This is a genomic window from Nioella sp. MMSF_3534 (genome assembly GCF_030732985.1).
Taxonomy (GTDB): domain Bacteria; phylum Pseudomonadota; class Alphaproteobacteria; order Rhodobacterales; family Rhodobacteraceae; genus Nioella.
On the sequence record NZ_JASHJX010000018.1, the window covers coordinates 20,575 to 43,040 of the forward strand.

Here is a 22,466-nt window from a genome sequence, read left to right on the forward strand (position 1 = left end):
CGTGATGCATGCTTTCCGCAGCCATACCTGCGCCGAACTGACCAAGGAAAACGTGGGCCAGACCGTGCGTCTGTCGGGCTGGGTCCACCGGGTGCGCGACCACGGCGGCATCCTGTTCATCGACCTGCGCGACCATTTCGGCGTGACGCAGGTGCTGGCAGACCCCGACAGCGCCGCGTTCAAGGACGTGGAAAAGGTGCGGTCCGAATGGTGCATCCGCATTGACGGCGAGGTGAAGGCCCGCCACCCGGAACTGATCAACCCCAAGATCCCCACGGGCGAGGTTGAGGTGTTCGTGCGCGGGCTGGAGGTTCTGGGCGCGTCCGAGGAACTGCCGCTGATGGTTTTCGGCGATCAGGAATACCCGGAAGAAACCCGCCTGCGTTACCGCTTCCTCGACCTGCGGCGCGAGAAGATGCAGAAGAACATGAAGCTGCGCTCGGACGTGGTGCGGTCCATCCGCCAGCGGATGTGGGACAAGGATTTCAACGAGTTCCAGACGCCGATTATCACGGCCTCTTCGCCCGAAGGCGCGCGCGACTTCCTGGTGCCGAGCCGTCTGCATCCGGGCAAGTTCTATGCGCTGCCGCAGGCCCCGCAGCAGTTCAAGCAGCTGCTGATGGTCTCGGGCTTCGACAAGTATTTCCAGATCGCGCCCTGTTTCCGCGACGAAGACCCGCGCGCCGACCGCAGCCCGACCGACTTCTACCAGCTCGACATGGAGATGTCGTTCGTCACTCAAGAGGACGTGTTCAACACGATCCAGCCGGTGATCGAAGGCGTGTTCGAGGAATTTGGCGGTGGCCATAAGGTCGACAAGCACTGGCCGCAGATTTCCTACAAGGACGCGGCGCTGTGGTATGGCACCGACAAGCCCGACCTTCGCAACCCGATCAAGATGCAGGACGTGTCCGAGCATTTCGCGGGCTCCGGCTTTGCGATCTTCGCCAAGATCCTGGAACAGGACGGCACCCAGATCCGCGCCATTCCCGCGCCCTCTGGCGGCAGCCGCAAGTTCTGTGACCGGATGAACAAGTTCGCGCAGGAACAGGGCCTGCCGGGCATGGGCTACATCTTCTGGCGTGACGGCGAGGACGGCATGGAAGCCGCCGGACCGCTGGCCAAGAACATTGGTCCCGAACGCACCGAGGCCATTCGCCAGCAACTCAAGCTCGGCAAGGGCGACGCGGCCTTCTTCCTCGGCGGCAAGCCCGAGGCGTTCGAGGGCGTGGCGGGTCGCGCCCGCGTGGTGATCGGCAACGAGTTGGGCCTCACCGAACAGAACCGTTTCGCCTTCGCCTGGATCGTCGATTTCCCGATGTACGAGGCCGACGAGGAAACCGGCAAGGTCGATTTCAGCCACAACCCCTTCTCCATGCCGCAGGGCGGGATGGAGGCGCTGGACGGCAATCCGCTCGATGTGCTCGGCTACCAGTATGACCTTGCCTGCAACGGCTATGAACTGGTGTCCGGCGCGATCCGGAACCACAAGCCGGAAATCATGTTCAAGGCGTTCGAACTGGCGGGCTATGGCGAGGATGAGGTGCGCAAGCGTTTCGGCGGCATGGTCAACGCGTTCCAATATGGCGCGCCCCCGCATGGTGGCTGCGCGGCGGGCATCGACCGGATCGTGATGCTGCTGGCCGACGAGGCCAATATTCGCGAGGTCATGCTCTTCCCGATGAACCAGCGGGCCGAAGACCTGATGATGAACGCGCCGTCAGAGCCGATGGCCGATCAGCTGATGGAACTGGGCCTGCGCGTCATCCCGCAGGACTGATTTTCGCCCCTGGCGACAGAAAGGCCCGGCATATCCCCGCCGGGCCTTTTGCATCTGTGCATTCCGGGCTTTGGCGGGGGCGCGAAGCAGGCTATCTTTCGGGCATGGATACCCCGTTTGCCTTTTGCCCATGACCTCCCCGAACACCTTTGCCACGATCCGCTTTGGCACCGGCCTGCGCCCAGAATTCCCGGCGGCCTCCCCCGAGGCGATGCTGGCCGCGCTGTCAGAGCCTGACCAGATGGTCACGGCTTTCCCGCTCGACAGCTATGAGACCCGTGCGGCCTTTCGGATTGAGTATACCCGCCTTCAGCGCGCGCGAAATGACAGCGATGCGGCGGAAGCGGCGTTTCGCGACATGCGCGACGCGCTCAATCGCGAGGTGCTGAACCAGATGGCCGTGACCCTTGCCCGGGGCGTGGCCGATCCGCATGGGCTGCGCGAACGGCTGGTCTGGTTCTGGGCCGATCACTTCACCACCGTGGGCGGCCGTGGCTTCATGCGCGGGGCCATTGCCGCCTATATCGACGAACAGATCCGCCCCCATGTGGCGGGCCGGTTCGGCGATATGCTGGAGGCCGCGATCCTGCATCCGGTGATGGTGCTCTATCTCGATCAGGAGCGTTCTTACGGGCCGAATTCCCTGACCGGGCAGAGGCGCGGCGCGAGCCTCAACGAGAACCTTGCGCGGGAATTGCTGGAACTGCACACGGTCGGGGCGGATGGCGGCTACACCCAGGACGATGTGCGGCAGATGGCGGAACTTCTGACCGGGCTTGGCGTCACGCGGGACGGCGCGATGGCTTTCCGGCCCAACAATGCCGAACCGGGGGCAGAGACGGTGATGGGCAACAGCTATGGCGGTGACGGTCAGGCCAGGCTCGCCGATATCCGCGCCGCGCTGCATGATCTGGCGATCAGGCCAGAGACCGCCGCCCATGTCAGCCGCAAACTGGCCGACCACTTCCTGTCCGACACGCCCGATCCGGGGCTGGTGGCGGATATGCAGGCGGTCTGGATGGAGACTGGCGGCGATCTGGCGGCGGTGACGGCCACCCTGTTGACCCATCCTGCCGCCATGAGGCTGGGGCCGGGGCGCGTGAAACAGCCGCTGCACTTCCTCGCATCGGCCCTGCGCGCGTTGGAGGTGCCGCCGGAAGGGCTGATCCGCGCGCCGCTGCACCGGCTCAGGAACCTTGCGGCGCGTCCGATGGCGGCCATGGGGCAGGGCTGGCAGAACGCGTCCGGCCCGGACGGGTATTTCGACGACGACGCGGAATGGATCGGGCCGCAGACCTTGGCCGCGCGCATTGCATGGTGCATGACCATCCCGTCAGAGCTGCGCCCGCAATTGCCCGACCCGCGCGCCTTTGCCCGCGATGCGCTTGGCGATGCCGCCCCGCCGGACCTGTTGCAGGCCGCCGCCCGCGCCGAAAGCCGGATCGAAGGCGTCGGGCTGGTGCTGGCCTCGCCCGCGTTTCAGAGGAGTTGAGCCGATGTCCCGACTGACCCGCCGCGACCTGCTGCTGCGCGCCTCGGCCATTGGCTGTTCGGCGGCGGCCAGCCCGCTGATGACCCCGATTGCCTTCGCCTCTGCCCCGACCGACAACCGGCTGGTGGTGATCATCCTGCGCGGGGCGATGGACGGGCTGGACCTTGTGCAGCCCTATGGCGACCCGGATTTCTCCGGCTACCGCCCCGATTTCGCCATTGGGCCCGCTGCGGGCGCGCAGGATCTCGACGGGTTCTTCGCGCTGCATCCCGGTCTTGGTGACCTGATGCCGCTCTGGCAGGCCGGAGAGCTTGGCTTCGCCCATGCCGTTTCCACCCCCTATCGCAATCAGCGCAGCCATTTCGACGGGCAGGATCTGCTGGAGGCGGGCACCGGGGCCGAGACCGTCGGGCGGTCCTACGAGGATGGCTGGCTGAACCGGCTGGTGCAGACCTTGCCCGGCGCCACGCGGGAAACGGCCCTGGCCGTGGGCCGCGAAGAGGCGCTGATCCTGCGCGGGGCCGCGCCGTCGGTGGCGTGGTCGCCCGCCTCACGGCTCGGGCTGACGCCGGCGACGGCGGACCTGTTGGGCATGCTGTACCATGACGATCCGCTGTTCCGGGAAGCCTTTGAGGATGCGGAGTTCCGGCCTTATGTATCAAACGCACCAACAAAGGTGAATCCCTGCCGGTCTGATTTTGCTGCCCTGCTGCCATGCAGGACAAGACCATAGACAACGCGCTCAGGGCACTATGCGGGCGGAACGATGCACAGGCCGCCCTGGCGCGCGATCTGCTGGCCCTGCGGGGCGTTGAGCCGCCCCTGCCAAGCCGATACCCTAAGAACGCAGCCCGGAACCGGGAAACCCGGCAGCTGGTGCTGGACGCGCTCAGAGACGGGCCTAAGTCCACAGGACAGATCGGGGCGGTGATACTGGCACAGAAGCCGGAACTGACCCGCAGGGCTGCGAACAACCGGGCGTATCAGGCGCTGTTGAGGCTTGAGGGAAGTGGGTCTGTGGTGCGTTGGGATGGGGTGTGGCTGGCCCCGTAGGGCCAGCATCATCAGGCGGCGTCAGCCCATTTTTCATTAGTGTAAACAAGCCTGATTTGGTCTCCGACTTCATCAGAGCGCGCAAGATCATCAAGCGCATGGATGAACTCAGACAATATATCATTGCGTTGTTCATCAGGTATTAGAGAAAAGATGTACAGCACCTTGAAGGCGAAAACGGCGGTACCGGGAATATCTGTTTGGCCCTTTTCCCAACGCGCCACGCTTTGATCCGACACGCCAAGCTTTGCGCCAAGTTCATGCTGTGACAGCCCCATTTCAGTTCTTAGGAAACGGATTTCCTTTCCATTTGGGGCTTTCTTCTCCAAAACTATGTGAAGACCGATAGCCTCGTGAAGGCCATCAAGATTGTGGATGGTAAGGTACTTCTCCCCATCATGGCATTCGTACTCGAAGCCATTTGAAAGATAGATGTTATCCAAGCCACAATCGGTGTAGTGTAGCACTTCATCGCTCAAGGCTTGATCTGGCAGGCAGAAGTTTTGTGGTTTCATCTCAATCTTCCCACATCACAGTTTTAACGAAAATTCTGTTCTCCTTGACTAGTATCATGACAACTCCCATTTCTCTCCGCCCGGGGATCTGATAAAGCAACTTCGCTTTCCATTCGCCGGGGCGATTACCGGGGACAATGTCCCCGCTGATGTAACCGGATCGAAGCACTGATAGCGCCATCCGGTTGGTTATGCCACGTTCCGAAAACCGTTCTCTGGCGTGTTCGGACCATGCAATGTTTGTTGAGTCTTCCGCTAGTCGTCTTACGATCCGCAGGAACTCGTGCGGGCGCTGACGGAGCGGAAGTACCTTCTGTTCGGTATCCGGCTTTCTGCTCATGTTCCTATCAATATGATAGGTGTACCCTCGGCGTCAATACGGCAAAATGGTTACTTTTCCGTGATATTTTTCACGCCGCCCGCTGCCAGTATCCTTTCCAGTTCCGGCTGACAGGCGCGCCCATGGCGTTGGCAACGACCATGTGGGCAAGTGCGCCGTTCGGCTGGCGACGATTGTCTTCCATCCAAGCGGCGTGGTTCGCATACTGGTGCAGGTACTGCGGGGAAACGCCGTGGTGCTGCCCGTCGATCATGCGGCGAAGGCGCGAGAAGTAGCTTTCCGCTTGGTTCGTGTTCTTGCCGTGGTCGCTGTATGCCTGCGAGTGGTTCACGCGCTCCACGGGCCAGCCAGAGTGCAGCAGATCCCAATGGCTGGCTTCGTCGGCAGAGATCGACGCCATACGGCAGACGTTCTCTTTGACCAGCGCAACGCCTTCGGCTTCCGCCTTGGTGACAAACGGCAGGGTGCGGCCTTTGCGCTCACGCAGGACGACGACCACGCGACGCTTGCCGGTCTGGTTCTCTTTCAGGCGACGGTCCTTGCGGTCTTCCTTGCGGTTCTCAGGGCGAACGTGACCGCCGAAATACGCGCCATCAACCTCGACGTGACCTTCCAGAACTTCGCCGGTCTGCACTTCGCGCGCCATGGCTTCACGCAGCTTGTGAGCCAGCACGAAGGCGGTCTTGTACTGGCAGTCCAGATCGCGGGAAAGCTGGACCATGGAAACGCCTTTGGAGGCGTTCACGATGATGCAGATCGCGGCCAGCAGGTCCACAAAGTCCATCTTGCGGCTGGCGAAGATGGTGCCGGAGGTCACGCTGAACTGGTGGTAGCAACCCTTGCACTTGAACTTGCGGCGGGTGGTGATGTTGTAGGTCTCGCAGCAACCGCAACGCGGGCAGACAGCCGCGCCATCGGTCTCAGGCCAGCGCATCTCGCAGAAGGTGCGGTATGCTGCTTCCTCGCCAGCCTTGTAGATCGCACGAAGGCTGAGGGTGCGGGAAGCTGCCGAGAGGAGGAAGTGCTGGGCCATTGTCATCATATCCGTTGCTTATGTAACGGATATAGTGCCTAGACGTATCGGATACAACACCTTATGTAATGAAAAAGATACCTTTCAGCACATAGGTGATACATGCCGACACAGACAGAGTGGGAAGCGAAGGCCGCGAACCTTCTGAAGGCCGAGTTGAAACGCCAGGGGGTGACCTACGCACAACTTGCTGAACGGATCGGAGAGAAAGAGGTGAACATTCGGAACAAGCTATCGCGCGGCAAGTTCACAGCCGCGTTCCTGCTGCAATGCCTTGATGGCATTGGCGCGCGAGAGCTTAGGATACAGTGATATTTGGAACGCCGCCGAACTCTTCTTGGACGTCCTGCGCCAGCGCCTCGTCCAGAAACTCTGTGAGCGTATTTAGTTCCGTTTCCCTTTGGCCTTCCGACTCTCGGACGGCAGCCGGGTGGTTGCGCTGGAATGTTCGCAGTGTTGACCTCAGAAAAATGTCGAATTTGACCAAGGCGCGCTCTCTGTTGGACATTCCGGACACTGTTCGCGTGGTGTGCAGGCTGATGTTTGCAAGGGCTGTGAGCGGGCTTGCCTCAGTGATGTGCGGCGCTCTTAGCTTGGCCCATTCCGACTGACGGACATAATCAAGCGCTTCGTCATCTGACACCCAAACATGGTCCTTCACCATTCTCTTTCCCCATACCTTGATTTTCAATCTCAAGCGCCAGAATCGCCGCATTGGCCACGCTAGCATAGTGAGGCCAATAACCATCAAGGCAACCCTGACGGGCCAAAGATTGACGACCTGCGCTATCTCAACCGTTGCTTGTGCCAGCCATTCAACTGTCGGGTGCTCAATCATCGCCATGTACCAGCGCCGCCACTGGTCGATGTCGCCGGGAATTCCGGATATCCCGATAAAGAAAACGGCAAGGCTGGCGAGGCCGTACAATTTTGAGGTGGCAGATTTGAACCGCTGAAACATGGCGGTGATACTGGACGCCCCACCCGGATTCGTGGAGTCCTAATCATACCTCGCCTCCGCTTGGTGCGTTTGATACATAAGGCCGCGGAGTTCTATTCCGACCTTCTGCATGGCTCTTTCGAGGGCGGGGACATGGAGGACGGCGAGATGATGGAAGCAATGGCGGACAGCATCGCCGCGTCCAACCGCTCGGTCACGGCCCGCTCGCTGGCCAGTTTTGCCGCCGAGCGGCTGCGTGAGGATGCAAGGATCGCCAGTTTCTCGCTTGGCGGGTGGGATACGCATCGCGGGCAGGTGAACCGGATGGGCGGGGCGTTGCGGCATCTGTCCAGCGCGATATCGGAGCTGCGCAGCGGGCTCGGCCCTGATTGGGATCGGACGGTGGTGCTGGCAATGACCGAGTTCGGACGTACGGTCCGCCAGAACGGCTCGGCGGGCACCGATCATGGCACCGGCAGCGCCTTGGTGATGGCGGGCGGGGCGCTGAACGGCGGACGCGTTCTTGGCGACTGGCCCGGTCTGGGGCAGGGCGACCTGTTCGCGGATCGCGACCTGATGCCCACCCGCGATGTGCGCGCCTATGCGGCATGGGCGATGGCGGGGCTCTTCGGCTCGGACCGGGCGGCGCTAGAGGGGCAGATTTTTCCGGGGCTCGACCTGGGGCCTGATCCGGGTCTGCTGCGCTGAGTCGCTTGCGCTTCGCCGCGTGATCCCGTCTTCTGCTCCTTGCCGAAACCGGGGTGGAGACGGAGATGACAGACAAGACGTTCGGGACCAGGCTGACCGGCTGGACCGCACCGCCGCGCCCAACCATGAAGCCGTTGGAGGGGCGCTACACACGGCTTGTGCGACTCGACGCCGACGCCCATGCCGCCGATCTGCACCGGGCCAATTCCGCCGATGATGCGATCTGGGATTACCTGCCCTACGGCCCGTTTTCCTCAGCCGCCGCCTATCACCGCTGGATTCGCCAGATCACCGCCGGGGACGATCCGCTGTTTTACGCGGTGCAAAATCGGGACAGCGGGCAGTTCGGCGGGGTGGCGAGCTATCTGCGGATCACGCTGGAGGTGGGCGTGATCGAAGTGGGCCATATCAATTTCGCGCCGGAGCTTCAGCGGACGCGGGCCGCGACCGAGGCGCTGTTTTTGATGATGGAATGGGTGTTCGAGGCGGGCTATCGGCGGTTCGAATGGAAATGCGATGCGCTGAACATGCCGTCGCGCCGGGCGGCGCAGCGGCTCGGCTTCAGCTATGAGGGCATCTTCCGGCAGGCCACCATCGTCAAGGGCCGTAACCGGGATACGGCCTGGTTCGCCTGTATCGACAAGGAATGGCCTGCCTTGCGCGAGGCGTTTCAGGCATGGTTGTCGCCATCCAATTTCCGGGCCGATGGAACCCAGAAGGAGGCCCTGTCCGACCTGACGCGGCTTGTGCGCGCGGGGTCCGATCCGTTGCTTGGCCGCCCCTAGACCGGCTCCATCCCCGCCACCCTGTCGGCCAGCAGGGCGCGCAGATTGGCGCGGTCGGCATGGGCCAGCTGAGAGGGCAGGGCACGGGCGGTTTCCAGCAGGCCGACATCTTTGGCGCTGCGGGCGATGCCCAACAGAAAGCGCCGCAGGTAGTCCGCGGGCAGCCTGTCCTGATCGAGCAATTCGAGCGCATGGGTCAGATCATCCCTGAGGGCCAGCCGGTCGGGGCAGAGCAGCTGCGTCGCAACGGCACGTGGGCCGCGCGGCTGCATCTCGGGCGGAAGATGATTCAATATCTCGGTCTGGAAGGCGCTGAGACTGTCCACCGGTTTCGGCAAAAACCCGTCTGCCCCGGCGTTCCCGGCAGCCCGCGCGGCGGCCTGCCGTTCGGCCCCCGAGGTTGCCAGCAGCACCGGAACCCGCGGGCTGGTGCGGTGCATTTCGTCGATGAGGCTGAGCCCGGACCCGTCGGGCAGACCCAGGTCGATGATGGCCACGCTTGGCCGGTAGGTGTTCAGGTGACGATGCGCCGAGGCCAGGCAATCGGCCCGCCTGATCCGCGCGCCGGAGCGCAGGCACATCAGGCGCAACGCCTCTGACGCGAAGCGGCTGTCTTCGACAACCAGAACGGTCAGCCCGGCAAGCGGGCGGTCCGCCGTCGGTATCGGGTGGTAAAACGGGATCTCCTCATCCGGTCTGCGAGTGTCGGTGTCCATGTCCAAAAGCCCCCAAGGCGATTCTGACACCCATTAGACCCGCCCAAGGTTGACAGAGGGTTAATGGCAGGGGCGCGGCGAAGGGCCGCTTGCCAACCCCCCATTCCCGGCCCCATATGCAGCGCAAGCGAGAGACAAAGGAGTGACGACATGATCGGACGGTTGAACCATGTGGCGATTGCGGTGCCCGACCTGGAGGCGGCAGCGGCCCAATACCGCGACACGCTCGGCGCCAAGGTGAACCCGCCGCAGGACGAGCCTGACCATGGCGTGACCGTGGTGTTCATCGAGCTGCCCAACACCAAGATCGAGCTGCTCTATCCCCTTGGCGACAACAGCCCGATCAACGGGTTTCTGGAAAAGAACCCCTCGGGCGGCATTCACCATATCTGCTACGAGGTCGAGGATATCCTGGCCGCACGCGACCAGCTGAAAGCCTCGGGCGCGCGGGTTCTGGGCAGCGGAGAGCCCAAGATCGGCGCCCATGGCAAGCCGGTTCTGTTCCTCCATCCCAAGGATTTCACCGGCACTCTGGTCGAGCTGGAGCAGGTCTGATGGGCTGGTTTACCTCCCTTGTCCTCCTGGCGGTCGTCTGGTTCATGACGCTCTTCATCGTGTTGCCGCTGCGCCTGAAAACCCAAGGCGACACGGGCAATGTCGTGCCCGGCACGCCCGCCTCCGCGCCGGATAACATCCAGATCAAGAAGAAATTCCTGATCACCACCCTGGTGTCGCTGCCGATCTGGGCTGTGCTGGTGGCGCTGATCCTGTCCGGGCGCATCACCGTCGACAGTTTCGATCTGTTCACCCGGTTCGGCGGTCACCTCGACTAAGCCGGTGATAGAGATGCGTGAAGGTGGCCGCGCCCAGGATCGGGACCAGCAGGTTCACGACCGGGATCGTCAGCGGTACGGCCATCAGTACGCCTGCGGCGAAAATCTGGGTGCGGTGGCGTTTGCGAAACCGCGCCGCCCCCTCCGCGTCATTGCGGCGCAGCGCCACAAGCTGCGCGTATTCCCGGCCCAGTAGCACCCCGTTCACCACCCAGAACAGGATCGGCGCAATGGGGGCGAAGAGGATATAGGCGATCAACGCCACGAGGTTGACGCCGATCACCACGCCCAGAAAATGGACGGCATCCAGCAGCCCCTCCGCAAGACCCACTTGGCGGGCGGGCGGTAGGCCCGAATAGTGGCGGTCCTCCACCGCATCGGCGATCTGTTCGAGGAAAATGCCGATGAAGGCCGAGGCCACGGGCACCATCAGGAAGATCGAGGCGACCAGCATCACCGGAATGGCCGCCCAAGACAGGGCCGCGTCGATGCCGCCAATCTCTCCGATCCAGGGTAGGGTCAGAGTGTCAGGGACCAGCCAGCCGATGGCCGTGGCGAAGAGCCAGTAGATGCCGACCAGCAAGCCGATGGTCAGCGCCAGCCCCATCAGCAGAACACGCAGGAAGCGCGGGTCGGAAAGTTGCCGGACCGCCTTCAGGAAATCATTGAAAATCATTTACTTACCCAGGTGGTGATCGCTGACAAATCCGGGCGGGGGCGTTCCGGGGGGACGTTGGTTTCCGTGCCCAGATGGATGAAGCCCGCGACGAATTCGGTTTCACTCAGCCCCAGACCCTGTGTCAGAAAAACCCTGTCAAAAGCCATCCAGCCGGTCAGCCAGTTGGCACCCCATCCGGCAGCGAGGCCCGCGTTCACCAGGGCCAGGCAGACGGCCCCGGCGCTCAGCACCTGTTCAACCTCGGGCACCTTGTCGGACGGTTTCGGGCTGGCGACCACGGCCACGACAAGGTGCGCGTCCTCGAACGACTTCGCGTTTTTCTCCACCTTCTCGGGCTCGACCCCGGCGGCAGGACCACAATCCCGCGTCAGCGCCGCCAGTCGCAGATTGGCCTCCCGTTCCAGCACGATGAAGCGCCAGGGCTCCAGCTTGCCGTGGTCGGGGCTGCGGGCAGCGGCGGTCAGAAGGGTCTGCACCGTCGCACGATCCGGCACCGGGTCGGTCAGCGTCTTGGCAGGCCGCGACCGGCGGGTCAGCAGGAAATCGAGCACCTCGGGGCGGGCGGAAAGGGGGGCAATATCGGGCATGTCGGCTTTCATCTGGAACGGGTCCCAGACATGTCGGCAAGGATGGGGCGGAGTTCAACCCGTCCCGTCCCGCCATGCCGGTTTTTGTGCCTGAAAGGCCTCCGAACCCTACTTCTTCGCGGCTTTCTTGCGGGCGGGCTTCTTCTTGCCGCCCTTGGCCTCGCGCTCTACGATCAGCTCGATGGCCATCTCCATGGTCACATCCTCGGGCTTCACGTCCTTGGGGATGGTGGCATTCACCTTTTCCCATTTCACGTAAGGCCCGTAGCGGCCCTCCATCACATTGACCGCGCCGCCGCGATCCGGGTACTCGCCCAGTTCTTTGAGCGGTGCGACCGCCGTGCGGCCCCGGCCCGGCCCGCGAGAGCGTTTCTCGGCCAACAGCTCCACTGCCCGGTTCATGCCGATCTCGAACACGTCATTGGGGTCGCGCAGGTTGGCATAGGTGGGCTTCTCGGCATCTGCCGCCGTATGCATCACGTAAGGCCCGAAGCGGCCGAAATTGGCGCTGATCATGTTGCCGTCTTCCGGGTGCGGGCCGATTTCGCGCGGCAGGCTGAGCAGTGTCAGCGCCTTTTCCAGGTCCATCGCGTCGGCAGACCACCCCTTGGGCAGGCTCGCGCGCGGCGGCTTCTTGTTGTCCTCGGTAACTTCGCCCTTCTGCACGTAAGGCCCGAAGCGGCCCGAGCGCAGGGTGACGGCCTCGCCCTCATCATAGCCAAGCACCTTGTCGCCCGCCTGCGCATCCGCATCGCCGCCAATGGGGCGGGTGTAGCGGCATTCGGGGTAGCGGGAACAACCAACGAACCCGCCGGTGCGCGAGGTTTTCAGATGCAGACTGCCCTCGCCGCAAAGCGGGCATTGACGCGGGTCGGTGCCATCTTCACGGGGCGGGTAAAGCTGCGGGGCCAGCGCCTCGTCGAGCTTGTCCAGCACCTCGGTGATCCGCAGCTCGGACGTTTCGGCAATCGCGGCGGAAAAATCACGCCAGAACTTCGTCAAAACCGCCTTGTAATCCAGATCACCGGCGGAGATTTCGTCAAGCTCCTCTTCCAACTCGGCGGTGAACTCGTAGCCCACATATTTACGGAAGAAGTTCAGCAGGAAGATCGTGACGATCCGGCCCTTATCCTCCGGGAACAGGCGGTTTTTGTCTTTCCGCACATATTCGCGGTCCTGAATCGTGGTGATGACCGAGGCATAGGTGGAGGGCCGCCCGATGCCGAGCTCCTCCATCTTTTTCACAAGCGTCGCCTCGGTGTAGCGCGGGGGCGGCTGCGTGAAATGCTGCTGGCCCAGAATCGCGCCATCGTCCGACATCAGAGCCTTGCCGTCGGCGGTCAGGCGGGCATGTTCGTCGGCCATCGCGCGGCCAACTTTCCCCAGTTTGTCGCCCTGGCTGATCTGCGGCAGGCGGCGGTCCTCATCGGACCCGGCATCGTCGTCACGGCCTTCCTCATAGACCTTCATGAACCCGTCGAACATCACCACCTGCCCGGTGGCGCGCAGAACGACCTGTTCGTCATCGCTGCTGATATCGACCGTGGTGCGTTCCAGCCGCGCGGCCTCCATCTGGCTGGCGATGGTCCGCTTCCAAATGAGGTCATAGAGCTTTTTCTGATCGGCCTCCGACACGCGCAGGCTGGCGGGATCCTTCGACATATCCGTGGGGCGGATACATTCGTGCGCTTCCTGCGCGTTCTTGGCCTTGTTCTTGTAGATGCGGGGGCTTCCGGGCAGGTACTCGGCCCCGTATCGGTCCTTGATCGCATCGCGGGCGGCGCTGACCGCCTCGGGCGCCATGTCGATCCCGTCAGTCCGCATATAGGTGATGTGCCCGGCCTCATAGAGCCGCTGCGCCGCGTTCATCGTCTGGCGCGCGCCGAAGCCGAATTTGCGGCTGGCTTCCTGCTGTAGGGTCGAGGTCATGAAGGGGGCAGAGGGATTGCGGGTCGAGGGCTTGGCTTCGACCGATGCGACGGAAAGCGCCCGCGAGGACACCGCCTGTACGGCCATGGTCGCGGCGGCCTGGTTGTCGAGGTCGTAGCGGTCGAGTTTCTTGCCGCCCAGTACCGTCAACCGTGCCTCGAAGGTCTGCCCGCGCGGGGTTTCCAGAACCGCCCGCACCGACCAGTATTCGCGCGGGTTGAAGGCTTCGATCTCCATCTCGCGTTCGACGATCAGCCGCAGGCAGACTGATTGGACACGCCCGGCAGATCGCGCGCCCGGCAGCTTGCGCCACAGGACCGGGCTCAGCTTGAAGCCCACGAGGTAATCGAGCGCCCGGCGGGCCAGATAGGCCTCAACCAGCGGTTCATCCACCTGCCGGGGGTTCTTCATCGCCTCGGTCACGGCGGTCTTGGTGATCGCGTTGAACACCACCCGGCTGACTTCGGTCGATTTCTTGATCGCGCGGCGCTTGGTCAGGGCTTCCTGCAAATGCCACGAGATCGCCTCGCCCTCGCGGTCGGGGTCGGTCGCGAGGATGAGTTTGTCATCGGTTTTGAGCGCATCCGCGATGGCTTTGACATGCTTTTTCGAGTCGTTTCCGACCTCCCACAGCATCTCGAAATCCTGATCCGGGTCGACCGACCCATCCTTCGGCGGCAGGTCGCGCACATGGCCGTAAGAGGCCAGAACGGTGAAGTCATCCCCGAGATATTTGTTGATTGTCTTGGCTTTAGCCGGGGATTCGACGACGACGACTGGCATTCAAAATGACCTCTGGACAACGGATAACGGGTGGCGCGGGAACATGTGTCGCTCTGGCAGGGCTTGTCAATGCGCTATCGGAAAAAGACAATGCGGCCATTCAACCGCAAGGATTTTCCGCATGAGATTTCTTCTGACCCTGGCCCTTTCGATTTGCCTTGCCCCCATGGCCCTTGCCGACCCGGTCGAGCCCCCGCGCGGCAGCGCCCTGCGCGCCGAGATTCTCGATGTGCTCCGCCGCGATGTGGAACCGCGTTTCGGCGGGCCGGTGGAATTCGTGGTCGAGACGCTGTTGGTCGACGGCCGCCGGGCAGTCGCCAACCTGACCGCACAGCGCCCGGGCGGCGCGCCGATTGACCTGGCGTCCTCGCCATTGGTGACGGTCGAGGGCATCCCCCCCGACCTGATCGACGGGCCGACGGTGCAGGCGTACCTGTACCGACCCGGCACCTATTGGCAGATCGTCGAGTATTCCATCGGCGCGACAGATGCCTGGTGGTGGGGCTGGGACTGCCGCAACTACGGGGATTTCTTCCCCGAACCTCTGTGCTGAGCGTCGGCCAGTGAAATCAGCCCGCCGGGCTGACGCTGCACGGCCCCCTCCAGCTCCATTCGGGACAGGACGGCGGCGGCCTCGAACGGGCTGATGCCCAGATCGCGCAGCAATTGGTCCTCCGCCACGGGGGCGGGGCCAAGCTGGGACAGGATGCGGGAATTGAGCGCCGCCCGGTCGCGCCAGTCGCGTTCCGGCTGTTTGGGCAGCTCGGGGATATCCGCAAGCGGCAGGCGCTTTTGGCGGGTGGGCTGTTCCGCCGGGCCGATGGCCTCGATCACGTCTTCGGCATTGCGCACCAACGTGGCCCCGTCGCGCAGCAGCCTGTTGCAGCCCGAGGCGCGGGTATCCATCGGGTGACCCGGCACCGCCAGAACCTCGCGCCCCTGATCGAGTGCGTTCCGGGCGGTGATGAGCGAGCCGGACCGCGCCGCGGCCTCTACCACGATCACGGCGCGGGCAAGCCCCGACACGATGCGGTTTCGCTGCGGGAAATGGCGGGCCTGCGGGTCCAGCCCGAAGGGCTGTTCGGACAGGCGCAGGCCCTGTTTGGCAATGTCATGCGCAAGCTCGGTGTTTTCGGCCGGGTAGATCACGTCGAGCCCGCCCGCCTGCACGGCGATTGTGCCCTTTGCCAATGCCGCGTGATGGGCCAGCGCGTCGATGCCGCGCGCAAGGCCCGAGACGATGACAAACCCTGCCTCCGACAGCTCGCCTGCCAGCTTGCGCGCCATGCGGCTGCCAAGGGAGGAGGCATTGCGGGTGCCGACCATGGCCAGCATCGGGCGGTCCAGCAGCCGCGTGTCGCCGAGCGCCCAGAGGATCGGTGGCGCATCGGCGCAATCGGCCAGATCGGCGGGAAAACCCGGATCGCCAAGGCCGAGCATTCGCGCACCCACACGCTTTGCGGCCTTGACCTCTGCCAGCGCCGCGGCCTCCGAACAGACCTCGTACGCCTCGACCCCGGCCTGTTTCGCAACCTCCGGCAAGGCGGCAAGGGCCGCGTTCGCGCTGCCATGTTCCGCCAGCAGCCGCCGGAAGGTGGCAGGCCCCACCCGGCGCGACCGGATCAGCCGCAGCCGTGCCAGCCGGTCGGCATTGTCGGCCGAGGGGCCGGGGCGATAGGCGGTCGCCGCCTCATGAAACCCTGTGTCGCTGTCCATCCACATGAGTCGGAAGGCTAGGCGGCAAAGGGTTAACAGGCGGTTTACGGGTCGAGAGCAACGCGTTTGGCAAAGAAGCGCAGCTTCAGGCGGAAGGGTCCGGCAGAGCTGTCCACTTCGGCCTCGCCTGCGCCGGTTTCTTCCCAGCCCTGCCGCGTATAGAAGCGTGCCGCGCGGTGGTTTCCAACCCCGATATCCAGCCGCGCCAGCCCGACACCGCGCCGCGCCAACCGGTCCTCGCCATCGGCCAGCAACCGGGCGGCAAGCCCGTTCGAACGGGCTTCCGGCGCCACGTATAGTTGGTAGATCTCATCGTCGCGGATCGCACAGAAGCCAAGCGCGGGATCGTCACCCGCCATGATCGTGTCGGGCAGCAGGGCGACAAGACGCCGGGCAAAGTCTTCTTCCGTCCTGAGGGCCGTCAGAGAAGGCGGTGTGTAGGCGGCATGGGCCTCGTGCCAGCCCGCGTGCCAGAGCCGGGCCAGCGCCGGAACATCCTCGGCGCGCGCGGGGCGAAGCGGGGGCAGGGACGTCATCAGGCTGTCAGCGGCGCGCAAGAATGTGACGCCCGGCCATCGCCCGCACGCCGGAATGTCCTCATCGCATCGGCCCGCAGCAGTCCGCAGACGCAGGGTCTCATGCTGCCGAACCGCCGACGGTCAACCCGCCGATCAGCAGGGTCGGCTGGCCCACCCCGACCGGCACCCACTGGCCCGCCTTGCCGCAGGTGCCCATGCCGGGATCGAGCGCCATGTCATTGCCGATGGCGCGGATCTGGTTCAGCGCGGTGGCCCCGTCGCCGATCAGGGTCGCGCCCTTGACCGGCGCGCCGACCTTGCCGTTTTCGACCCGGTAGGCCTCGGTGCAGCTGAACACGAACTTACCGTTGGTGATATCGACCTGCCCGCCGCCGAAGCCAACGGCATAGATACCGTCCTTGACCTCGGCCACGATATCGCCGGGGGCGGTGTCGCCCCCGAGCATATAGGTGTTGGTCATGCGCGGCATGGGGGCGTGGGAATGGCTTTCGCGCCGTCCGTTGCCGGTGGCGGGCACCCCCATCAGCCGGGCGTTTTGCCGGTCCTGCATGAAGCCCACGAGGATACCGTCCTCAATCAGCACTGTCTTGGAGGACGGCGTGCCCTCGTCATCCACTGTGATCGAGCCGCGCCGGTCGGGGATGGTGCCGTCATCGAGCACGGTCACGCCCTTTGCCGCCACCTGTTTGCCCATGAGGCCCGCAAAGGCGGAACTCTTCTTGCGGTTGAAATCGCCCTCCAGCCCGTGGCCCACGGCCTCGTGCAGAAGGATGCCGGGCCAGCCGGGGCCAAGCGCCACGTCCATGATGCCCGCCGGGGCCGGAACCGCGCCGAGATTCACCACCGCGATCCGCAGCGCCTCGCGCGCCAGCGCCTGCCAGTTCTCCAGGTCGAGCCAGTCCCCAAGCTCTACCCGGCCCCCGCCGCCCGCATTGCCGGATTCGCGGCGTCCGTTTTCCTCGACGATGACCGAGACGTTGACGCGGATCATCGGGCGCGCGTCCGTCACATGCACCGCATCGGGGCGCAGGATTTCCACCTCCTGATGCGAGGCGGCAAGGCTGACCGAGACCTGCACAACCCGAGGGTCCAGCCCGCGGGCGTAGGCGTCGACCTCTTTAAGAATATCCAGCTTGGCCCCGAATCCCGCCCCTGCCATCGGGTCCGCGTCTGTATAGAGACGGCGATTCGTGGCCTGCGGCGCATCGGCCCAGGTGCCTCCACCCTCGCCCACAGCCAGACGCGCGGTTTCCGATGCACGGATCAGCGCGGCCTCTGAGATCTCGGTGGAATGGGCATAGCCCGCGACCTCGCCCCGCACGGCGCGCAGGCCGAACCCCTCGGAGGCGTCATAGCTGGCCGTTTTGACCCGTCCATCGTCGAACAACAGCATTTCCGAGCGTTTGCGCTCCAGAAACAGTTCTCCGTCATCGGCCCCGTCGGTTGCCGCGCGCAGGATGGACAGGGCCGCGTCCTTGTCGAGCTGGGTCTCGAAGGGGCGGAAGGCAGCGCTTTGGGTCATGGGGGGAGGGACCTTTCCAAGCCGAAAATGATCTGTGTCAACCAAAACCGGACAATCAACGAGGTGAGACATTTTTCACCACTGTCTTGTCACGATCCCATCTATATGGTTCTACACCAGATAGACGCAACGGGGGTGAGCGTGGCCGATCCGGCCGATCCCCGCAAGGACAGGACGATAAGAATGCAACTTCTCAAGAAGCTGAACGGCCTCTGGGCCGGTATTGGTGCAACATTCGCCGCTGGCATGGCCGCCGCGCAAACCGCACCCGAAGGACTGGAAGTCATCGGCGCGCCGGAACCGGCTGGTATCGGTTGGCAGCCTGCGGCCACCAGCCTGGCCGAGCAGATCCATTTCCTCAATGGCATGATCCTCTACATCATCGCCGCGATCTGTATCTTCGTGCTGGCCTTGCTGGTCTGGGTCATCCTGCGCTACAACGCGCGGTCCAACCCGACCCCGGCAACCTTCAGCCACAACACCCCGATCGAAGTGACCTGGACGCTGGTGCCGCTTGGCATCCTTGTGTTCATCGGCGCCTTCTCGCTGCCGGTCCTGTTCAACCAGCAGGAGATTCCGGAAGGCGACGTGGTGATCAAGGCCACTGGCCACCAGTGGTACTGGAGCTACGAATACCCCGGCACCGATATCGACTTCGCAAGCTACATGCTGGCCCGCGACGAACTGGAAGCGCATGGCTACAGCCAGGATGAATACCTGCTGGCCACCGACACCGCCGTCGTGGTTCCGACCGGTCAGACCATCGTGATGCAGGTGACCGCATCCGACGTGATCCACAGCTGGACGATCCCCTCCTTCGGTGTGAAGCAGGATGGTGTTCCGGGCCGTCTGGCGGAACTGTGGTTCGAGGTCGATGAAGGCAACGAAGGCATCTATTTCGGCCAGTGTTCCGAGCTTTGCGGCCTGAACCACGCCTTCATGCCGATCACCGTCATGGCCGTGACCACCGAAGAATACGAAGCCTGGCTCGCCGGTGGCGGCACCGATTTCGCATCGCTGATGGATGGCTCCATCGCGGGCGATATCGAACTGGCTTCGGTCGAAGACTAAGCTAGATCACTGGTCACGGGCGGCCCTGTCCCCGTCCGTGATCAATCCCAATCCAGCGATACAGGCCCGAGATGAGCGATTTCACCGCGAATACCAGCAGCACCCCGCAAGAGGCGCAGTTCGGCGACTATGTCGCCCTGCTCAAGCCCCGCGTGATGTCGCTTGTCGTGTTCACGGCCTTCGTGGGCCTGATGGTCGCGCCGGTCGGCGTGCCGCCGGTCGATGCCTTCACGGCGATCCTGTTCATCGCCCTTGGCGGCGGTGCGTCGGGCGCGCTGAACATGTGGTATGATCGCGACATCGACCAGGTGATGAAACGCACGCAGTCGCGCCCGATCCCGTCGGGCCGCGTGGCCCCCGGTGAGGCTTTGAGCCTCGGGCTTTGGCTGTCGGCCCTGTCCGTGGTGATGCTGGGTCTCGCCGCCAACTGGTTCGCTGCCGCCTTCCTGGCCTTCACCATCTTCTTTTATGCCGTCGTCTACACGGTTTGGCTGAAACGCCTTACGCCGCAGAATATCGTCATCGGCGGCGCTGCCGGTGCCTTCCCCCCGATGATCGGATGGGCGGTGGCAACCGGTGGCGTGTCGGTCGAATCCGTTCTGATGTTCGCGCTCATCTTCATGTGGACGCCGCCCCATTTCTGGGCGCTGGCGCTGTTCATGAAGTCCGACTATGACGAGGCCAAGGTGCCGATGCTGACCGTGACCCATGGCCGGCCGCACACCCGCAAGATGATCCTTGTCTACACCCTGCTACTGGCCCCTGTTGCCATCGCCACCGGGCTGACCTCGATCGGCGGGCCGGTCTACATGGCGGCTGCCGTGGTGCTTAACCTGATGTTCGTCAAGGGCGGCTATGACATCTGGAAGCGGACCGAAGAACAGGCGCTGGACGACGACTACAAGACCGAGAAGAAGGTCTTCCGCTTCTCGCTGCTCTACCTGTTCCTGCATTTCGGCGCATTGCTGGCCGAGGCCGGACTGAGCAGCTTCGGGTTGGGGGGCTGGTAAGATGCCGATCACCGAGACCCACGAGATTCACAAGCGCCGTTTCGGTCGCAATCTGGGCGTTGCGCTGACCCTTCTGGGGTTTGTCGCCATCGTCTTCCTGCTGACCATGTCCAAAATCCGCAATGGCGGCTCCGTCGAGGCGTTCGATCATTCGGTGCGCCCGTCGATCACGCAAAGCGAGGGGGAAAGCCAATGACCGATCAGCCGACTCCGAACTACAGCAAGACCGTGTGGAAGCTGGTCGGCGTGGTCAGCTTCATGCTGGCGCTCGGCTTCGCCTCGGTGCCGCTTTACGATCTGTTCTGCCGCGTCACCGGGTTCGGCGGCACCACTTCGGTGTCTGAAACCGGCAGCGATGTCATTCTCGACCAGACCATCCTGATCCGCTTCGACGCGTCGCTGGATCACAACATGGAATGGGAATTCGAAGCGCCGTCCGAACCGATGGAGATCCGCATCGGCGAAACCGGAATGGCCTTCTATACCGCCTATAACCCCACAGACCGGCCGATTGCCGGAACCGCGACCTATAACGTCACACCCTATGTGGCGGGCGGCTATTTCTCCAAGATCGCGTGCTTCTGCTTTACCGAGCAGATCCTCGACCCCGGCGAACGGGTGGAAATGCCTGTGACCTTCTATGTGGACCCCGAGATCGTCGATGATCCGGAAGCCAGCCACATCCCCGCAATAACCTTGTCCTATACGTTCTACGAAACGGACTTGCCCGAAGACGAATACGCCGCGCTAGATGGCGACAGTGAGTGACCACGGAAGGACCGCGCAAAATGGCCCACGCTAAAAACCACGACTATCATATTCTCACACCCTCGATTTACCCGTTCCTGGGGGCCGTCGCGGCCTTCCTGATGCTGTTCGGTGCGGTCCTGTGGATCTCGGGCAGCGGCCCGTGGCTGTTTGCCATCGGCTTTGTCGGTGTTCTCTACGTCATGTTCGGCTGGTGGAAGGACATGGTCGCCGAGGGCAATGGCGGTGTCGACCACACCCCCGTGGTGCGGATCGGTCTGCGCTATGGCTTCATCCTGTTCATCATCTCGGAGGTGATGTTCTTCCTCGCGTGGTTCTGGGCGTTCTTCAAGCACATGCTCTACCCGATGAGCGAATATGAGGGCTCCACCTATGTGACCCCTGACATTCACGTGGTCGATGCCTTCCACCTGCCGCTGATGAACACGCTGGTTCTGCTGCTGTCGGGCTGTGCCGTGACCTGGGCCCACCACGCGCTTGTGCATGAAAACAACCGCAAGGATCTGATCTGGGGCCTGTCCATCGGCATCATCCTCGGCCTGTTCTTCACCGCCCTCCAGGCCTATGAATACTGGGAACTGATCGCCCATGAAGGCTGGAGCTTCGGTGGCGACCGCTTCTACGGCACCTTCTTCATGGCCACCGGGTTCCACGGCCTCCACGTGATCATCGGGACGATCTTCCTGGCCGTCTGCCTGTTCCGCGCCATCGCGGGGGATTTCACGCCCGAGCGTCATGCCGGGTTCGAGGCCGCTGCCTGGTACTGGCACTTCGTGGACGTCGTCTGGCTGTTCCTGTTCTTCGCCGTCTACATCTGGGGTCAGTCGACCCTGTAAGCTTCGGGCCGCCTGTGCGGGGCGGCCTGACATGATCCGGCGATGCGTGGTCTTGCCGGGTGATGGTAAACGGGTGCAACTGCCTTGGAACAAAACCAAAGGGCCGGCCACGGGGTCGGCCTTTTCCTGTCGGGGACGGATGACATGAAACGGGTGATCTTGCCTTTGCTGTTCGGGGTGGTGGGTTGTGCCATCCTGCTCAAGCTCGGCTTCTGGCAGGTGGACCGGCTGGCGTGGAAACAGGCGCTGCTGGCCGATATCGACGCGCGGATCGTGGCCGCGCCCGTGGACCTGCCCGACACCCCGACCGAGGACCGGGACCAGTTCCTTCCAGTGGCCGTCTCCGGTACGATCGGCGAGGGAGAGATCACCATCCTCGCCTCGCTCCGCAATGCCGGGCCGGTCTTTCGCATCATCCGCGATTTCGAGACCGAGGACGGGCGGCGCATTCTGATCGACATGGGCTTCGTGCGCGAAACCGACCGGCTGACGCTCCGCGAGAGCGACATCCAAGCCGATCTGGTGGGCAACCTGCATTGGCCCGATGAGATCGGCAATCAGACCCCGGAACCCGATCTGGAGGCCGGAATCTGGTTCGCCCGCGACATTCCCGCCATGGCGGAGGCCCTGAATACCGAACCCGTCCTGCTGGTTTTGCGCGATCCGCCGCAAACTGACCTTGGCGTGACGCCCTTCCCCGTGGACAGCGGCGCGATTCCAAACGACCACTTGTCCTACGCGATCACGTGGTTTCTGCTGGCAGCCGTGTGGTTGGGGATGACACTCTACCTCGTCTGGCGTATCAGCAGGCGAGCGAACTGAAGGCACTGA

Annotated in this window: 27 protein-coding genes; 16 read left to right on the forward strand and 11 right to left on the reverse strand. The window is 63.5% G+C overall.

Annotation, left to right across the window (positions count from 1 at the left end; translation table 11 throughout):
• Window positions 1-4: 4 nt before the first annotated feature.
• The 4 genes from aspS (at window position 5) to RBB16_RS09395 (ending at window position 4,325) form a co-directional block, all read left to right on the forward strand.
• Window positions 5-1,780, forward strand: coding sequence for an aspartate--tRNA ligase (gene aspS, locus RBB16_RS09380; RefSeq protein ID WP_306045916.1), 1,776 nt, complete (start codon window positions 5-7; stop codon window positions 1,778-1,780).
• Window positions 1,781-1,910: 130 nt separating this feature from the next.
• On the forward strand, window positions 1,911-3,272 hold the full coding sequence (locus RBB16_RS09385) for a DUF1800 domain-containing protein (protein WP_306045917.1): 1,362 nt from the start codon (window positions 1,911-1,913) through the stop codon (window positions 3,270-3,272).
• A gap of 4 nt (window positions 3,273-3,276) precedes the next feature.
• Window positions 3,277-4,005 carry a DUF1501 domain-containing protein gene (locus RBB16_RS09390; protein ID WP_371931230.1) on the forward strand — a complete coding sequence of 243 codons (729 nt, stop codon included), beginning with the start codon at window positions 3,277-3,279 and terminating at the stop codon, window positions 4,003-4,005.
• On the forward strand, window positions 3,987-4,325 hold the full coding sequence (locus RBB16_RS09395) for a hypothetical protein (RefSeq protein ID WP_306045918.1): 339 nt from the start codon (window positions 3,987-3,989) through the stop codon (window positions 4,323-4,325). Before RBB16_RS09390 ends, RBB16_RS09395 begins: the two co-directional genes overlap by 19 nt.
• An 11-nt stretch (window positions 4,326-4,336) precedes the next feature.
• Here the strand turns inward: RBB16_RS09395 and RBB16_RS09400 are convergent, their stop codons facing one another.
• The 3 genes from RBB16_RS09400 to RBB16_RS09405 all read right to left on the reverse strand — a co-directional run bounded on the left by RBB16_RS09400 (window position 4,337) and on the right by RBB16_RS09405 (window position 6,213).
• On the reverse strand, window positions 4,337-4,840 hold the full coding sequence (locus RBB16_RS09400; RefSeq protein ID WP_306045919.1) for a helix-turn-helix transcriptional regulator: 504 nt from the start codon (window positions 4,838-4,840) through the stop codon (window positions 4,337-4,339).
• Window position 4,841: 1 nt separating this feature from the next.
• Complete coding sequence (locus RBB16_RS20665) at window positions 4,842-5,180, reverse strand: DUF4258 domain-containing protein (protein WP_371931231.1); 339 nt, start codon at window positions 5,178-5,180, stop codon at window positions 4,842-4,844.
• A 70-nt stretch (window positions 5,181-5,250) separates the two neighbouring features.
• Entirely contained in the window at window positions 5,251-6,213 is a 963-nt protein-coding gene (locus RBB16_RS09405) for an IS1595 family transposase (protein WP_306045920.1), read from the reverse strand.
• Between the two features lie 102 nt (window positions 6,214-6,315).
• On the opposite strand from RBB16_RS09405, the gene RBB16_RS09410 reads away from it, so the two are divergent.
• Window positions 6,316-6,525, forward strand: coding sequence for a DUF6471 domain-containing protein (locus RBB16_RS09410; protein ID WP_306045921.1), 210 nt, complete (start codon window positions 6,316-6,318; stop codon window positions 6,523-6,525).
• On the opposite strand, the gene RBB16_RS09415 is transcribed toward RBB16_RS09410, so the two are convergent.
• The gene (locus RBB16_RS09415; protein WP_306045922.1) at window positions 6,512-7,174 is read right to left on the reverse strand and encodes a hypothetical protein; all 663 of its coding nucleotides are present in this window, start codon (window positions 7,172-7,174) and stop codon (window positions 6,512-6,514) included. The genes RBB16_RS09410 and RBB16_RS09415 overlap by 14 nt on opposite strands.
• A 63-nt stretch (window positions 7,175-7,237) precedes the next feature.
• On the opposite strand from RBB16_RS09415, the gene RBB16_RS09420 reads away from it, so the two are divergent.
• Both RBB16_RS09420 and RBB16_RS09425 read left to right on the forward strand, forming a co-directional pair.
• Window positions 7,238-7,861: a DUF1501 domain-containing protein gene (locus RBB16_RS09420; RefSeq protein WP_371931232.1), complete on the forward strand. Its 624-nt coding sequence runs from the start codon at window positions 7,238-7,240 to the stop codon at window positions 7,859-7,861.
• Window positions 7,862-7,926: 65 nt separating this feature from the next.
• Window positions 7,927-8,646 carry a GNAT family protein gene (locus RBB16_RS09425; RefSeq protein ID WP_306045923.1) on the forward strand — a complete coding sequence of 240 codons (720 nt, stop codon included), beginning with the start codon at window positions 7,927-7,929 and terminating at the stop codon, window positions 8,644-8,646.
• On the opposite strand, the gene RBB16_RS09430 is transcribed toward RBB16_RS09425, so the two are convergent.
• Entirely contained in the window at window positions 8,643-9,362 is a 720-nt protein-coding gene (locus tag RBB16_RS09430; protein ID WP_306045924.1) for a response regulator, read from the reverse strand. The two genes, RBB16_RS09425 and RBB16_RS09430, sit on opposite strands and share 4 nt — an antisense overlap.
• Before the next feature lie 150 nt (window positions 9,363-9,512).
• On the opposite strand from RBB16_RS09430, the gene mce reads away from it, so the two are divergent.
• Together mce and RBB16_RS09440 are read left to right on the forward strand one after the other, a co-directional pair.
• Entirely contained in the window at window positions 9,513-9,917 is a 405-nt protein-coding gene (gene mce / locus RBB16_RS09435; protein ID WP_071688526.1) for a methylmalonyl-CoA epimerase, read from the forward strand.
• A complete protein-coding gene (locus RBB16_RS09440; RefSeq protein WP_306045925.1) occupies window positions 9,917-10,195 on the forward strand; it encodes a DUF1467 family protein in 279 nt (92 codons plus the stop codon). The genes mce and RBB16_RS09440 overlap by 1 nt, the downstream gene beginning before the upstream one ends.
• Here RBB16_RS09440 and RBB16_RS09445 read toward each other — a convergent pair.
• The 3 genes from RBB16_RS09445 to topA all read right to left on the reverse strand — a co-directional run bounded on the left by RBB16_RS09445 (window position 10,167) and on the right by topA (window position 14,173).
• Window positions 10,167-10,871: an EI24 domain-containing protein gene (locus RBB16_RS09445; protein ID WP_306045926.1), complete on the reverse strand. Its 705-nt coding sequence runs from the start codon at window positions 10,869-10,871 to the stop codon at window positions 10,167-10,169. The two genes, RBB16_RS09440 and RBB16_RS09445, sit on opposite strands and share 29 nt — an antisense overlap.
• Window positions 10,868-11,461: a nitroreductase gene (locus RBB16_RS09450; protein WP_306045927.1), complete on the reverse strand. Its 594-nt coding sequence runs from the start codon at window positions 11,459-11,461 to the stop codon at window positions 10,868-10,870. Before RBB16_RS09450 ends, RBB16_RS09445 begins: the two co-directional genes overlap by 4 nt.
• A gap of 108 nt (window positions 11,462-11,569) precedes the next feature.
• Window positions 11,570-14,173, reverse strand: a complete 2,604-nt coding sequence (gene topA, locus RBB16_RS09455) for a type I DNA topoisomerase (RefSeq protein ID WP_306045928.1) — start codon at window positions 14,171-14,173, stop codon at window positions 11,570-11,572.
• 121 nt (window positions 14,174-14,294) lie between these two features.
• Here topA and RBB16_RS09460 point away from each other — a divergent pair, with 121 nt between their 5' ends.
• Window positions 14,295-14,726 (forward strand): hypothetical protein, encoded by a 432-nt coding sequence (locus RBB16_RS09460; protein ID WP_306045929.1) that lies wholly within the window; start codon window positions 14,295-14,297, stop codon window positions 14,724-14,726.
• On the opposite strand, the gene dprA is transcribed toward RBB16_RS09460, so the two are convergent.
• The 3 genes from dprA to tldD all read right to left on the reverse strand — a co-directional run bounded on the left by dprA (window position 14,693) and on the right by tldD (window position 17,950).
• Window positions 14,693-15,889 (reverse strand): DNA-processing protein DprA, encoded by a 1,197-nt coding sequence (gene dprA / locus RBB16_RS09465; RefSeq protein ID WP_306045930.1) that lies wholly within the window; start codon window positions 15,887-15,889, stop codon window positions 14,693-14,695. The genes RBB16_RS09460 and dprA overlap by 34 nt on opposite strands.
• 44 nt (window positions 15,890-15,933) lie before the next feature.
• Entirely contained in the window at window positions 15,934-16,425 is a 492-nt protein-coding gene (locus tag RBB16_RS09470) for a GNAT family N-acetyltransferase (protein WP_306045931.1), read from the reverse strand.
• Between the two features lie 100 nt (window positions 16,426-16,525).
• On the reverse strand, window positions 16,526-17,950 hold the full coding sequence (gene tldD, locus RBB16_RS09475) for a metalloprotease TldD (RefSeq protein ID WP_306045932.1): 1,425 nt from the start codon (window positions 17,948-17,950) through the stop codon (window positions 16,526-16,528).
• A gap of 183 nt (window positions 17,951-18,133) precedes the next feature.
• On the opposite strand from tldD, the gene coxB reads away from it, so the two are divergent.
• The 6 genes from coxB to RBB16_RS09505 all read left to right on the forward strand — a co-directional run bounded on the left by coxB (window position 18,134) and on the right by RBB16_RS09505 (window position 22,457).
• Complete coding sequence (gene coxB / locus RBB16_RS09480) at window positions 18,134-19,021, forward strand: cytochrome c oxidase subunit II (protein WP_306045933.1); 888 nt, start codon at window positions 18,134-18,136, stop codon at window positions 19,019-19,021.
• Window positions 19,022-19,092: 71 nt separating this feature from the next.
• A complete protein-coding gene (gene cyoE, locus RBB16_RS09485) occupies window positions 19,093-20,031 on the forward strand; it encodes a heme o synthase (RefSeq protein WP_306045934.1) in 939 nt (312 codons plus the stop codon).
• Between the two features lies 1 nt (window position 20,032).
• Window positions 20,033-20,227 (forward strand): hypothetical protein, encoded by a 195-nt coding sequence (locus tag RBB16_RS09490; protein WP_071688516.1) that lies wholly within the window; start codon window positions 20,033-20,035, stop codon window positions 20,225-20,227.
• The gene (locus RBB16_RS09495) at window positions 20,224-20,799 is read left to right on the forward strand and encodes a cytochrome c oxidase assembly protein (RefSeq protein ID WP_071688515.1); all 576 of its coding nucleotides are present in this window, start codon (window positions 20,224-20,226) and stop codon (window positions 20,797-20,799) included. The genes RBB16_RS09490 and RBB16_RS09495 overlap by 4 nt, the downstream gene beginning before the upstream one ends.
• Window positions 20,800-20,819: 20 nt before the next feature.
• Complete coding sequence (locus RBB16_RS09500; protein ID WP_071688514.1) at window positions 20,820-21,635, forward strand: cytochrome c oxidase subunit 3; 816 nt, start codon at window positions 20,820-20,822, stop codon at window positions 21,633-21,635.
• Window positions 21,636-21,779: 144 nt separating this feature from the next.
• On the forward strand, window positions 21,780-22,457 hold the full coding sequence (locus tag RBB16_RS09505; protein ID WP_306045935.1) for an SURF1 family protein: 678 nt from the start codon (window positions 21,780-21,782) through the stop codon (window positions 22,455-22,457).
• The last annotated feature ends 9 nt before the right edge of the window (window positions 22,458-22,466 follow it).

Coding starts and splice junctions, on each gene's coding strand:
- aspS (WP_306045916.1), top strand. CDS start 5: ATGCATGCTTTCCGCAGCCATACCTGCGCCGAACTGACCAAGGAAAAC.
- RBB16_RS09385 (WP_306045917.1), top strand. CDS start 1,911: ATGACCTCCCCGAACACCTTTGCCACGATCCGCTTTGGCACCGGCCTG.
- RBB16_RS09390 (WP_371931230.1), top strand. CDS start 3,277: ATGTCCCGACTGACCCGCCGCGACCTGCTGCTGCGCGCCTCGGCCATT.
- RBB16_RS09395 (WP_306045918.1), top strand. CDS start 3,987: ATGCAGGACAAGACCATAGACAACGCGCTCAGGGCACTATGCGGGCGG.
- RBB16_RS09400 (WP_306045919.1), bottom strand. CDS start 4,840: ATGAAACCACAAAACTTCTGCCTGCCAGATCAAGCCTTGAGCGATGAA.
- RBB16_RS20665 (WP_371931231.1), bottom strand. CDS start 5,180: ATGAGCAGAAAGCCGGATACCGAACAGAAGGTACTTCCGCTCCGTCAG.
- RBB16_RS09405 (WP_306045920.1), bottom strand. CDS start 6,213: ATGGCCCAGCACTTCCTCCTCTCGGCAGCTTCCCGCACCCTCAGCCTT.
- RBB16_RS09410 (WP_306045921.1), top strand. CDS start 6,316: ATGCCGACACAGACAGAGTGGGAAGCGAAGGCCGCGAACCTTCTGAAG.
- RBB16_RS09415 (WP_306045922.1), bottom strand. CDS start 7,174: ATGTTTCAGCGGTTCAAATCTGCCACCTCAAAATTGTACGGCCTCGCC.
- RBB16_RS09425 (WP_306045923.1), top strand. CDS start 7,927: ATGACAGACAAGACGTTCGGGACCAGGCTGACCGGCTGGACCGCACCG.
- RBB16_RS09430 (WP_306045924.1), bottom strand. CDS start 9,362: ATGGACACCGACACTCGCAGACCGGATGAGGAGATCCCGTTTTACCAC.
- mce (WP_071688526.1), top strand. CDS start 9,513: ATGATCGGACGGTTGAACCATGTGGCGATTGCGGTGCCCGACCTGGAG.
- RBB16_RS09440 (WP_306045925.1), top strand. CDS start 9,917: ATGGGCTGGTTTACCTCCCTTGTCCTCCTGGCGGTCGTCTGGTTCATG.
- RBB16_RS09445 (WP_306045926.1), bottom strand. CDS start 10,871: ATGATTTTCAATGATTTCCTGAAGGCGGTCCGGCAACTTTCCGACCCG.
- RBB16_RS09450 (WP_306045927.1), bottom strand. CDS start 11,461: ATGCCCGATATTGCCCCCCTTTCCGCCCGCCCCGAGGTGCTCGATTTC.
- topA (WP_306045928.1), bottom strand. CDS start 14,173: ATGCCAGTCGTCGTCGTCGAATCCCCGGCTAAAGCCAAGACAATCAAC.
- RBB16_RS09460 (WP_306045929.1), top strand. CDS start 14,295: ATGAGATTTCTTCTGACCCTGGCCCTTTCGATTTGCCTTGCCCCCATG.
- dprA (WP_306045930.1), bottom strand. CDS start 15,889: ATGGACAGCGACACAGGGTTTCATGAGGCGGCGACCGCCTATCGCCCC.
- RBB16_RS09470 (WP_306045931.1), bottom strand. CDS start 16,425: ATGACGTCCCTGCCCCCGCTTCGCCCCGCGCGCGCCGAGGATGTTCCG.
- tldD (WP_306045932.1), bottom strand. CDS start 17,950: ATGACCCAAAGCGCTGCCTTCCGCCCCTTCGAGACCCAGCTCGACAAG.
- coxB (WP_306045933.1), top strand. CDS start 18,134: ATGCAACTTCTCAAGAAGCTGAACGGCCTCTGGGCCGGTATTGGTGCA.
- cyoE (WP_306045934.1), top strand. CDS start 19,093: ATGAGCGATTTCACCGCGAATACCAGCAGCACCCCGCAAGAGGCGCAG.
- RBB16_RS09490 (WP_071688516.1), top strand. CDS start 20,033: ATGCCGATCACCGAGACCCACGAGATTCACAAGCGCCGTTTCGGTCGC.
- RBB16_RS09495 (WP_071688515.1), top strand. CDS start 20,224: ATGACCGATCAGCCGACTCCGAACTACAGCAAGACCGTGTGGAAGCTG.
- RBB16_RS09500 (WP_071688514.1), top strand. CDS start 20,820: ATGGCCCACGCTAAAAACCACGACTATCATATTCTCACACCCTCGATT.
- RBB16_RS09505 (WP_306045935.1), top strand. CDS start 21,780: ATGAAACGGGTGATCTTGCCTTTGCTGTTCGGGGTGGTGGGTTGTGCC.